Raw genomic sequence first — 12,027 nt, forward strand, 5'->3', positions numbered from 1 at the left:
AATCCAGAAGATAAATCAGAAATGAATAAGGAAATAAAGGCATTGCTGTTGGCAGAACTCTCCCAATTGTTGGATGAACGAATTGGCACAACATTATCGGAAATAGAATCGGCAAAAGAGTCACGCGATAGCGATACCAAAAGCAGTGCCGGCGATAAATATGAAACCGGGCGGGAAATGATCCAACAAGAATTGAATAAATTTCAGGCTCAGTTGAGCAAGTTTCAAGCTTTGAAAAGTGACTTGGCACGAATTGATCCTTCGAAAATACATACACAAGTAGAATTTGGTAGCCTGGTAATTTGTAATCAAGGGAACTATTTTCTATCGGTTGCATTGGGAAAGGTTCATGTGCAGTCCTCGGATTACTTTTGTTTGTCAATGGTTTCGCCGATCGGCCAGGCGCTATCGAGAGGAAAAGTTGGCGAACAGGTTTTGTTTAACGGGAAGACGATTTTGATTGAAGCCATTTATTAGGTTATAACTTATTTCCATCTCTGGATCCACTCTTTCTGCTCAACTTTTGAAAGAAATGTCCATGCTATTATCCGGCTGACTTTATTACCTTGCCCCATGCTGATGGTTTGTACTTCGGTGGCATCAATCTGTTTTAAGAATTTGTATATGAGCGGGAGCCGTTCGCTTTTTGATACTAAACTCGTAAACCAAGAGCATGTTTTTGCAAATTGCTTACTTTCATGAATCATCGTTTTCAGGAAGGCAACTTCACCGCCTTCGCACCACAACTCATTACTTTGTCCGCCAAAGTTTAGCTTCGGACTTTTTGCTTTTTGTGTGTTGAGCTTGCTGAGTTTACGAAGAGTTCCGGCTTGTGCTTCAGCAGCTGATGCATGAAAAGGTGGGTTACAAACGGTCAGGTCAAACCGTTCATTGGATTGGATGATTCCGGTAAAAATGTTTTTCGGGTTGGCTTGCAATCGTAAAGTGACTCGTTCGGTTAGTGCTGGATTTTGATTTACAATTCTGGTGGCCGAATCAATTGCTGTCGGATCAATATCAGCACCCACAAAATTCCATCCGTACTCCATGCTTCCAATAATTGGGTAAATGCAGTTGGCACCAACGCCAACATCTAAACAGTTGATGGAGGAGCCTGTCGGAATTTTACCAGCGTTGCAGTTGCTCAGGATGTCGGCAGCATAGTGAATGTAGTCTGCTCGTCCCGGTATTGGAGGGCACAGGTAATTCGCCGGAATATCCCAATATCCGAGTCCGTAGTGGCTTTTTAGTATGGCCGTGTTTAGTATTTTTACTGCTTTTGCATCTGAGAAATCAATCGATTCATCACCATAAGGGTTTTCTCTTACAAATTCGTTCAGTTCAGGACAAACAGCAATCAGTTGTTTAAATTCGTAACGCTCACGATTTTTGTTGCGAGGGTGCAGTTTCGACTTTATTGTAGGATGAATCTTCTTTTTAACCATGATCATAAATTTAGGACGCGACAAATTTACTTTTATTTGTTCGAATGAAATAAAACCAGAACGACCGATGACTCATTAGCTCTTAAAATAAACCTATCTTTGTCACATGTCAAAATCGATTAAAAATCAAAAAAATATACTGGATAAGCTGAATATTGAGCAATTGAACCCAATGCAGGAAGAGGCTCAATTAGCAATCCACTCCAATGCTGAAGTCGTTTTACTGTCGCCCACCGGAACCGGAAAAACATTGGCCTTTTTGTTGCCCCTTGTTGCAGAATTGAAGCGGGATTGTGATGAAATTCAGACTTTAATTTTGGCGCCATCGCGCGAGTTGGCGATTCAGATTGAACAAGTGCTTCGCGAAATGGGCGCTGGCTATAAAACCAATGCTGTTTACGGAGGCACTTCATTTTCAAAAGATAAACTGGAGCTAAAGCATCGTCCGGCAGTGTTGGTTGGTACGCCGGGTCGTGTGGCCGACCATTTGCGGCGCGAAACCTTTTCTACCGACCGTATCAAAACATTGGTGCTCGATGAGTTTGATAAATCGTTGGAAATTGGTTTTGAAGATGAAATGCGTGAGATTTTGCGAATGCTCCCGATGGTGGAAAAGAAGATTCTGACTTCGGCGACTCAAAAAGTGGACATCCCGGCTTTTGTGGGATTGAAAGATCCGGTCAATTTAAATTATCTGGGTGAAAAAAGCTCCCAGCTTAAAATCAAAAAAATACTTTCACCTGATAAAGACAAACTGGAGGTACTGTTTAAAGCTTTGTGTCATATTGGAAATCAGCCGGGAATTATTTTTTGCAACTTTAAAGATACGATTCAGCGAGTGAGTGATTTCCTAAATGAAAAGAAAATCAGGCACGGCTGCTTTTATGGGGGAATGGAGCAGATGGATCGCGAACGGGCGCTTATTCAATTTAGAAACGGCACACATCAATTGTTGATTGCAACCGACCTGGCTGCCCGAGGAATTGATGTTCCTGAGATCAAATTTATTATGCATTATCAACTGCCAAGGCGGAAAGATGAATTTACCCACCGGAATGGCCGAACAGCGCGAATGTTTAACGATGGAACAGCCTATATTCTTCACTGGGAACGAGAGGAATTACCTGACTACCTGGGGGCGGTTGGCATTGAAAGACTTCGGGAAGCACCTCTTTTAAATAAATCTGCATGGACGACTTTATTTATCTCCGGAGGGCGAAAAGACAAAATATCGAAAGGAGATATTGCCGGCTTATTTTTCAAACAAGGTAAACTCAACAAAGAGCAGTTAGGGATTATTGAGCTTAAACAGGATTGTGCGTTTGTTGGCGTGCATGCCAGCCAATCGAAACAACTAATTGAATTGCTGGACGGCTGTAGACTGAAAAATAAAAAGATCAGGATTTCAATCGTTTCCTGATTTTTTAATAATTAATAAAAAAAGGCTTCGGATAAATTATCCAAAGCCTTTTCAGGATCTATTCCAGTTACAATTAAGCAATTCTTAAACCATTGGGTATTTTTTGAAGACCTCTTCTGATTTCATCAAAATATCAACATATTGTGCTCGTTGATAGGCGAATGGATCTTTCAGATTTTTACGAGAAAGTTTTCCGCGGAAATCATTCAGCGATTTATAGCCTTTTTTATCCATCCATGCTGATAAGTCAGTCAACACTTTTTCGACAAATGGTGGTTGGTTGCGGTAAATCGCCGATACTACCTGAACCACATCAGCTCCTGCCAATAACATTTTGATCACATCTTCGGAGCTTGAAATACCGCGGCTTGCGCAAACACTAGCATCAATATTTCCATAGAGTAAACCGGCATATCGCAGTGAAAGCTGAAAATCTTTTTCCTGACTTAAATCCCACGGATAATGAAATAGTTCTTCCTGGATGTCAATGTCGGGTTGGAAAAAGCGATTGAAAATCACAAAACCATCAACTCCGGCCTCATCTAATTTCTTGATAAAGTTAAGAGTGTTCGTGTAAAATGGACTTAGTTTTACACTTACCGGAATCTTAACTGCCTTTTTAACGCTTTTTACTATTTGTATTTGCTTGTCTTCAATACCTTCTCCAGCGACTTCAAAATATCCGGGAGTTGCGTAAAGATTAATTTCCAAAACATCAACTCCGGTCTTCTCTAGTTCTTTAGCGTACTCGACCCACGATGTTTCGTAAATCGCATTTAAACTGGCGATAATTGGTACCGTGGTATTTTCTTTTAGTGTTTTTACATTGAAGAGGTGTTCCTTTGGTCCGGCGTGCTCCATATCAGGAAAAATGCTTGTCATTTCTGCATGACGTTCTTCATATTCATGAAGCTCGTCGTCAAGCTGAGCAGACTCTAGTTGGATTTGCTCCTCAAATAAAGATTTGTATACAATAGCACCTATTCCAGCTTTCTCCAGTTGTTGAATTACTTCCGGCTTATTGACCAGGTTACTAGCTCCTAAAACTAATGGGTTCTTCAGTTTTAGCCCCATGTAGGTGGTTGATAAATCTGCCATAATATTGATTTTACAGGTTGTTTTCTGATTAGTTAAACTCCTTAAGTTCCGCTTTTGTTCAAGCGTCTGCGAGTAAAGTTAATCAAATGACTGATTATCTACAATATAAAAAAGGTTAAGCTTTTGGTGGATCGCTAAGACAGGATTAATTCAGGTGGAAAGTCTAGCTGATAACGCCCGATCCGATCAACTCCTTACCATTATACCAAGCTGCGAACTGACCGGCGGTAATTCCTCGTTGTTCATTTTCAAAAAGGATATAAATTCCTTCTTCTTGCTGATAAAGTGTCGCTTTTTCGAGTGGTTGGCGATAGCGAATTCGCACGTCATAGTCACGGTTTTCACCAAGCTCCATTTTCAGGTCTTCACGAATCCAGTGGATTTCTTCACTGGAAATAAATAATCCGGGACGATACAACCCGGGATGTTCAGTGCCTTCCCCTACGTAAATAATGTTGCGATTGACATCCGTTCCGAGCACAAACAGAGGTTCGTCGTGTCCTCCTATGTTCAGTCCTTTTCGTTGACCTACCGTGTAAAAGTGCGCGCCACGGTGCTCTCCAATTACTTTGCCATTCCACGGTTTGTAGGGGTAAGCAAAACATAGTTTTTTGAAGTTATCCGGTGTTTTTTCAACCGATTTCTTTTTGGCCATAAACTCTCCCGGCACTTCAATTACATTTCCGGTTTTTGGCTCCAGTTGTTGTTGCAGAAAAGTAGGTAGATCAACTTTTCCGACAAAGCAAATTCCCTGCGAATCTTTGCGGGCTGCCGTAGGCAAATCCTGCTCAGCAGCAATTCTACGAACTTCGGGTTTGTCGATATGACCAATTGGGAAAAGAGCCTTACTTAATTGGTTTTGGTTTAACTGGCACAGAAAATAGCTTTGGTCTTTGTTGTTGTCTTCACCAGCCAAAAGTTGGTAGGTCATTTTTCCATCTTGCTCGAACTCTGTTTTCTGGCAATAGTGTCCGGTGGCAACATAGTCAGCACCAAACTTCAGGCACTCATCCATAAAAATGTCGAACTTGATTTCGCGGTTACAAAGTACGTCGGGGTTTGGGGTGCGTCCTTTGCTATATTCGTCAAACATGTAATCGACCACCCGCGTTTTGTAGTCTTTGCTCAGGTCAACAATATGAAAAGGCATATCGAGTTTTTTTGCCACCATTTCAGCAATCATGGCATCGTCTTCCCAGGTACAGTGTCCTGTAATGGCACCCGTCCGGTCGTGCCAGTTCACCATAAACAGTGCAATTACATCGTATCCCTGTTGCTTTAACAGGTACGCTGCTACACTGGAATCAACTCCGCCTGAAAGCCCGATAACTACTTTTTTACCCATTTTATCCAATAATTGAGCGACAAAAGTAGGAGGAATTTTTCAGATTGACAATTGTTGTATTCTGCCGATTGAAAGCAGGATTCGGTGGGTAAAACACAGTAACTTTTCGGGAAGTTTTCGTCTTACTAGAAACTCCACTTCAAACGGGCAAACAGCAATTGCCCGATGTCGCCAAACTCGGAGCCGTCCTTTCCAAAAAAGAGCTGGCTGGTGGCCATCAATTCCAGGTTGTTTTGCAGCGAATAAGTTAGTGATGGGCCAAAATACCACGAGCCATCATTGGGGTTGACAATGCCGGAAATGCTTGTGGAAAGCAATGGCGTAACGGAGTAGGAGCACTGTGCGAACAACGAATATTGTGCAAACGAAAGGTATTTGGCTGACAGCTGATTGTTGAAGAAAGGATCAATTCCCCCAGCATTTCCCTTTTTTCCGTGGCTATTGTACAGCACACTTGTGTGGAAGTAAAGGGAACTCGGAAAAGTGTAGTCGGCAGAAATTGATGCAACGGTCGCTTTTTCAGAGCCTGAACTGTTTTCTCTGGGCACGAAGTGATTGATCTCTCCCCGAAATCCCGCACCTCGAATATCGCCAGCCCATCCTGCGCCAATCATATAGTCAGCTCCAACCCATCCTCCAATAAATTGAAAGTCGTAGCTCCATTGAGAGAAATGATAAAGCCCGGCCAAGGCCATCTCATTTTCGTTTGGCCCAATTTTATAGACCAGCTCTGCTGATGAAGTCATACCGGTGTAATACTGTACTCTCAGCGCATCGGTTCCCGGACGCTCTTCATAATCGAAATCAAAATAAGAAAAGGAGTTGAACACGTCATTGGGATTCCACACCAGATTAATTCCCCAGTTAACACGCTGGCGGCCTGCACGAACCTGCCAGTTGCCCGAAATCCAATCAATATAAGCTCGGTCGAACATGGAGTGCATAAACCAACCGTTTCCGTCTATTGGGATAAACGACAGGTCGAAATAACCATTGTCAATATCTACAGTTGACTGATAGTCCGGGAATTTTTTTACAAGACTGCCGAACAAAATGCGATTGCGCATTTCTGCCACCACGGTAATTTCATTGCTGGCATACCACTTAAAATTGAGTCGGTTATGTATCGTGTTTGTAGTGAGGTGATCTAAGTTCAAACCCGGAATTTGTTGCTCGGGTGTGTAGTACATAAACAGTTCTTTGATGTAGCCATTTAATGTCCAGTTTCTTTCTTGGGCGAAAGCCGAAACCGTAAACAGGAGGAATAGCAGAAGCGTGTAAAAATGTTTCATCGCGTTCGTTTTTTTATCAATTCTTTATTTTGATTGAAAACCGCCAGCCATTTCCATGACGCACATCTTGGTGTATTTTGGATGATCTCCGGCAGCAATTCCAATGGTGCGAAATGCCGTATCCAGAATATTTTCCCGGTGGTTTCTGGAGGGAACACCATCATCAATGAGTAAGTTGACAACCACCCGGAAAGGCGAGTTGTTACCATAAGTGATATTTTCTGCAAGCTTGCCTTTCCAATCTCCAAGCTGTTCTACTCGTGTTTGCGGGTTGGAGCCTCGGCGTCCGGTATGACCAATAGCGCTGGTTTGTTGCTGTTCTTTTACTAAAATGTTGGCAGCCTTGCTCAGGCCCTCCGAAGGAGAAAGTAAGGGCAGTGGCTTTTGTTTTTTCATGACACGAATGCACTCAATCAGTGCTTTTTTTCCTTCGTGGGTTTTTATTGGAATAGTCCCCGGCCAGATGAATAATCGACCATCAAAAGCTTTTAATAGCGGTTCCAGATTTTCTTCAGCGTATTTTGCCGGGTTTGCCCGCACCTTGTTCAGTTCAATTAACACTTGTTTTTCGAAAGCACTGAGATAATCAGCACGCTGGATGAGTTGATTGTTCGGTTGTGCTTCGGCATTGAATGCGAACAGGCTGATATAAAACAGGAAGAAAATGGGAAAAATACGTTGACTCATGATTATTCGTTTTTTCGATCGTCGCTAATTATTTTTCCATCTTCAAGTGTGATCACTCGATGGGCTTTGTTCACTACGCGTTGATCGTGTGTGCTAAATATAAACGTGATTTTCTCTTGCTTATTGAGTTCTTCCATCATGCTTAGCAAATTCTCTGTTGACTTGGAATCGAGGTTGGCAGTTGGCTCATCGGCTAACACAAAGGTTGGTTTTGATGCCAGTGCACGGGCAACCGCCACGCGCTGTTGCTGACCTCCTGAAAGTTTCGAAGGCCGACTGTTAATCCGGTCGCCAAGTCCGACTTGGATGAGTAGATCTTTGGCGCGCTGCTGCCGTTGTTTTTTATCCACTCCTTGCATTTGCATGATGAATTCCACATTTTCGAGTGCTGTTAAAACCGGTATCAGGTTGTAAGCCTGAAATACAAAACCGATGTTTTGTAGCCTGAAGTCAATCAATTTTGATGAGCTCAGTTTTCCAATCTCGGTGCCTCCAATATTAATATCACCACTGGTTGGTGAGTCGAGTCCCCCAAGCATATTCAGAAAAGTTGTTTTCCCCGAACCGGATGGTCCGACAATCGCTGTAAATTCTCCTTTTTCAATGGTCAAATCGATGCCATTTAGTGCGTTTACTTTTACTTCGGTGCTGTTGTATACTTTTTTCAGGTCTTTTACTTCTATAACGTTCATGATAATCGGATTTTAGTTGTTAAGCCTTTTCATGGAAATTGTTAAAGGTCAATACGAATGGCTTCGGCCGGTTTTAATTTAAGTGCTTTCGTGGCCGGATAGATCGCCGCAATAATTCCGGTAACGATGACCATTAGTGCGATTTGCATGGAAACATAAAATGGCAATTGGGTATAAACCAGCGTGTCGAATCCCATCGATTCGTAGGCTGTTGACCAGGTTCCCAAATCAATTCCCTGGTAGCCAAAATAGAACGTAAGGAGCCATCCCAATGCAATTCCGAACAATCCTCCAACTAGAGAAAGCATGACTGTTTCGAGTAAGATCATGGTGAAAACCCTCGTCTTATTTAAGCCAACAGCCATTAACATTCCCAATTCTTTTTTTCGTTCTAAAACAGCCATTAACATGGTATTAATAATGCCAAAAAGCAGGGCGAGTAAAATGATGCCGATAAAAACAAACATGGTTATTCCAAAGCTGCTTTCAACCAGACTAACTTCAGGCATGATTTCACGCCACGTTTTTACATCCAGTGTTGATAACTCCTCGGTCAATGATGTATTTGTTGATGCTAGATTTTCGTTGTTATCCAGCAAAATTGCAATTTCGTGACTGGCCTGATTATCCAACTGCATAATTCGGCTGATATCCGATTTCCGAACAAATACGCTGGCTTTATCAAAAGCCGTGTTTGATGTTCGGAAAATACCTTCAACCTTAAAGGCTGCACCGGTTAAATTTCCTTGCATATCTTGTAAGGTGACGACCACTTTCGACTTCAATTTGACGTTTAGCTTGTTCGCTAGTTCTTCACCAATTACAATCGGGTTTCGTTTCACTTCTTCAAAGTAAGTTCCTTCAATTAGTTTGGTTGAAAGGTTGGTCACTTGCTTTTCATCTTCAGGATTAATACCTGTTATTTTAACACCGGTACCGGTTTTTGCCGATTGCGCCATGGTGTTTATAATCACCCGGCTGCTAATCGCTTTTACATGCTCATTAGAGCGGATGATTTGTACTGTTGAGTCTGTATTTGAAATGACGAATTTTTTATCCGGATTATTCAAATATTCTTTGTGGTGAACCTGAATGTGTGAAGCCTCGGTTTTTATGGCTGTATTGATCCGTTGAACGACCATGCCTTTATAAAAAGCCATGTAAAAAATGCCGGAAGCCAAGCCCAGGCAAATGGCAATTAGGATGACAAGGCTTCTGGTTTTATTGCGCCAAATGTTTCTCCAGGCAACTGCTAGTATCATGATTTCAGTTTTTTTAGGTTATGAATGAAGTGCTTCGGTCAGCTTTAAACGGTAGGTTTTAAATAATGGATAGAGGTAGACCACCATGGTTAAAATGAAGATGACCAATACTTGGCGCGCGAAAATGAACCATTTTGCTGAAAAGTACATGACTGCCTCCAGTCCAAACTGTTCGTAAGCTTTTGCTGCTTCTCCCGTAAGAGGAATAGGATGATAAACCAGGTAGATAATAAACGGTAATGAAATGGCGAATCCGAAGATAACACCAATCAAACCAATTAGCGTTGTTTCGTAGAAAAGGATTTTGCTCAGCCTGCTTTTTTGCATGCCTATTGCAATCATGATTCCCATTTCTTTCCGGCGTTCGGCAATCATCATAATTACCGTTCCAAATATGCCAAAGCCGACAAGTGCATAAAGGATTCCCTTGGTCAGGTAAGCTCCTGAACGATCAGCTTCAATCATATTTTTAGTCACCGGATCCATTTCGTCCCAAGTCATAATTTCGTAACGATCTTTTAACTCTGTTTGCAGTTGATGCTTGATTTGATTGACTTTTGAATAATCGTCAATCATGAGCACCAGGGAGGTGAGTTTTTCCGGCACTGAAAAGAATTCCTGAGCAGCTTTTATATCAATATATCCACCAAGATTATTCATTGCAGGGGAGGGGAATTTGAGAATTCCTTTTACCGGAAATAAGGCTGCAGCACTAGCTCCATGGTAGCCTTGGCTGATTAAAACCAAGGTGTCGTTCAGATTAACGCCAAGGTTCTTGGCCAGGTTTACGGGCAATAGGATTCCATCATCTCCTTGTTTCAGGTATTGGCCTTTTTCAACCCAACGAGACAAATTAGTCATCTGATTTTCTTTCGTTGGATCAATGCCAATTAAGGCTGCTCCTTTTGTGCTATTCTCATAGGACATGAGCGTAAATGATTCCAGTCTGGGGACGTAGCTGGTTATTTCCTGATTTTCCTGGAGAACCTGAATTAACGAGTCGTTAGGTTGAAAGGTGTATTCAATGGTTTTATTATCCCAATAATCGTTTTGATGAATTTGGATGTAACCGGAATAGAAACTGACCACATTGTCGATCATTTTCGAATAGGTGCCTTCCTGCATCGATGTCATGAATGTACTGAGCAAAACACCAAAAAAAATAGATGCAACCGTGATCAATGTTCTTCTTCGGTTTCTCCAGATATTTCGCCAGGCTAATTTTAAATTTGTTTTCATCACGATCTGAGTTAAGAGTAGAATTAGCGTAACCTTTTCATGTTTTGAATAGAGAAGAATGATTCCTTCAGATCAACATTGAAATCAATTTCGTCAAAAGTCATGATTGTTTTATGACCTTCTTCGTTTGCCGGTATCATTTCCAGGTGAGTAGGGATCTCCCGGTCATCCATCATTTTAACGTTGGTGAGGATTTCAGTATTGACAAGCATCTCATCTTCGTCAAAGTATTCAGCTTTCAACCACAGTAGCTTCTCTTTTGAAACCCACATATAAATCTTTCCCCAAACCACTGCAGCATCTTCGTTCGGAATCAGCTCAATCTTGTAGCACTCGTATCCTTCAATTGTTTCCTTGCCAACCAGTGAGTGTTCATAGTCTTTGACCAGTGAAGATTCTTTTACCAGATCATCGTTGGTAAAGTCCGATCCCATCCAGCTTTGCATCATCATGGAGGGCGGTATTTTAATCATTCGGTCGATATTGGGCACCCAGTTCCACATTTCGTTTTGGCGTTTCAGGAAAACTTGCCCTTTTTCCTTGGCGGGAGCGGTTATTAAAATTAGCGAGTATTCATTTCCAAGGGTCCAGTTTTTCATGGAAATGGTTCGTTCCCATGATGGTCGTTTAATGGTCATCGTTACTTCACCGATACTGGAAGTGCCCCGGAGTTTTTCATCGGCTTGACGAACAATTTCTTTAATATCGATATCCTTAGCAGATAATGAGACTGCAATCAGGAGGAGAAAAAAGATGTTTGTAATTGTTTTCATGGCTGTTTGTTTGTGTTGGTGATGATAATTCGTTGTATCGTTGAAATTATTTTTTCGACAAGTTGGTCGATGGGGAAGATGTCTGGGGTAACTACCGCGTAAAGCATGGCGCCTTCTAGCATACTGCCGATGGCCATCAGATCTCCTTCCGGGTCCTGACTCCCTTTGGTAACAATGAAGTTATACATCATGCCCATCACTGGTTTACTGCGATCGATAAATTCATTCGATAGGCTGTCGGTAACAACTGGTTGGAGCATTAGTGAATAATAGAGCTTCCAATATCGTGGATTTTGTTTGACTAGCGCAAAACTTTTTCGAATGAAGGCATAGAATTCTTCATCAGTAACCCTGTTGTCCTGGTTGACATTGAAACCACCGAAAAACTCATCAAATCCGTTGTATATAATGTCTTTCAGAATGTCAAATTTGCTTTCGAAATAATTGTATGCAAGTCCTTTCGAAATTTTTGCCTTTTGGGCAATCTGACTGATTGACGTGGCATGAAACCCATTTTCAGCAAATAATCCTAAAGCCGTTTCTCTGATGAGCTTCTTCTTTTCGTTTCTGAGTTGTTCAAATTGTTCTGAGCTTCGAGGCATGGTGTTTTGTTTATGATTGAACGATTGGTCAAAGGTAAAATGCAGTTACTTTCAGCACAATTATCCAATATTAAATAATTATTAACATGACCAGCCGGTCAATTTAAGTGATGAAATTGTCTTTTTGTGCTGATATTGATTGTGAGGGAAATTTTTTAGCTGGAAATCTACC

The 12,027-nt window shown here is 41.7% G+C and carries 12 protein-coding genes; 2 read left to right on the forward strand and 10 right to left on the reverse strand.

Annotated features, from left to right (window positions below):
* The first annotated feature begins 21 nt into the window (after positions 1–21).
* Positions 22–477 (forward strand): 3-oxoacyl-ACP synthase, encoded by a 456-nt coding sequence (locus tag GR929_RS05980; RefSeq protein ID WP_159518030.1) that lies wholly within the window; start codon positions 22–24, stop codon positions 475–477.
* A gap of 8 nt (positions 478–485) precedes the next feature.
* Here the strand turns inward: GR929_RS05980 and rlmF are convergent, their stop codons facing one another.
* Positions 486–1,445 (reverse strand): 23S rRNA (adenine(1618)-N(6))-methyltransferase RlmF, encoded by a 960-nt coding sequence (gene rlmF / locus GR929_RS05985; RefSeq protein WP_159518031.1) that lies wholly within the window; start codon positions 1,443–1,445, stop codon positions 486–488.
* 106 nt (positions 1,446–1,551) lie between these two features.
* Here rlmF and GR929_RS05990 point away from each other — a divergent pair, with 106 nt between their 5' ends.
* Positions 1,552–2,865 (forward strand): DEAD/DEAH box helicase, encoded by a 1,314-nt coding sequence (locus GR929_RS05990; RefSeq protein WP_159518032.1) that lies wholly within the window; start codon positions 1,552–1,554, stop codon positions 2,863–2,865.
* A gap of 84 nt (positions 2,866–2,949) precedes the next feature.
* Here the strand turns inward: GR929_RS05990 and GR929_RS05995 are convergent, their stop codons facing one another.
* The 9 genes from GR929_RS05995 to GR929_RS06035 all read right to left on the reverse strand — a co-directional run bounded on the left by GR929_RS05995 (position 2,950) and on the right by GR929_RS06035 (position 11,855).
* Positions 2,950–3,963 (reverse strand): dihydroorotate dehydrogenase-like protein, encoded by a 1,014-nt coding sequence (locus tag GR929_RS05995; RefSeq protein WP_159518033.1) that lies wholly within the window; start codon positions 3,961–3,963, stop codon positions 2,950–2,952.
* A 163-nt stretch (positions 3,964–4,126) separates the two neighbouring features.
* Positions 4,127–5,344, reverse strand: coding sequence for a tRNA 2-thiouridine(34) synthase MnmA (gene mnmA, locus GR929_RS06000; RefSeq protein WP_262886040.1), 1,218 nt, complete (start codon positions 5,342–5,344; stop codon positions 4,127–4,129).
* Positions 5,345–5,433: 89 nt separating this feature from the next.
* The gene (locus tag GR929_RS06005) at positions 5,434–6,600 is read right to left on the reverse strand and encodes a hypothetical protein (protein ID WP_159518035.1); all 1,167 of its coding nucleotides are present in this window, start codon (positions 6,598–6,600) and stop codon (positions 5,434–5,436) included.
* 24 nt (positions 6,601–6,624) lie between these two features.
* Positions 6,625–7,287 carry a CAP domain-containing protein gene (locus GR929_RS06010; protein WP_159518036.1) on the reverse strand — a complete coding sequence of 221 codons (663 nt, stop codon included), beginning with the start codon at positions 7,285–7,287 and terminating at the stop codon, positions 6,625–6,627.
* Positions 7,288–7,289: 2 nt separating this feature from the next.
* The gene (locus GR929_RS06015) at positions 7,290–7,979 is read right to left on the reverse strand and encodes an ABC transporter ATP-binding protein (RefSeq protein WP_159518037.1); all 690 of its coding nucleotides are present in this window, start codon (positions 7,977–7,979) and stop codon (positions 7,290–7,292) included.
* 41 nt (positions 7,980–8,020) lie between these two features.
* Entirely contained in the window at positions 8,021–9,241 is a 1,221-nt protein-coding gene (locus GR929_RS06020) for an ABC transporter permease (protein WP_159518038.1), read from the reverse strand.
* 18 nt (positions 9,242–9,259) lie between these two features.
* Positions 9,260–10,480, reverse strand: coding sequence for an ABC transporter permease (locus GR929_RS06025; protein WP_159518039.1), 1,221 nt, complete (start codon positions 10,478–10,480; stop codon positions 9,260–9,262).
* 23 nt (positions 10,481–10,503) lie between these two features.
* Positions 10,504–11,253 carry an outer membrane lipoprotein-sorting protein gene (locus GR929_RS06030; RefSeq protein ID WP_159518040.1) on the reverse strand — a complete coding sequence of 250 codons (750 nt, stop codon included), beginning with the start codon at positions 11,251–11,253 and terminating at the stop codon, positions 10,504–10,506.
* The gene (locus tag GR929_RS06035) at positions 11,250–11,855 is read right to left on the reverse strand and encodes a TetR/AcrR family transcriptional regulator (RefSeq protein ID WP_159518041.1); all 606 of its coding nucleotides are present in this window, start codon (positions 11,853–11,855) and stop codon (positions 11,250–11,252) included. The genes GR929_RS06030 and GR929_RS06035 overlap by 4 nt, the downstream gene beginning before the upstream one ends.
* Between the last annotated feature and the right edge of the window lie 172 nt (positions 11,856–12,027).

This window comes from Sunxiuqinia indica (assembly GCF_009847015.1).
Taxonomy (GTDB): Bacteria; Bacteroidota; Bacteroidia; order Bacteroidales; family Prolixibacteraceae; genus Sunxiuqinia; species Sunxiuqinia indica.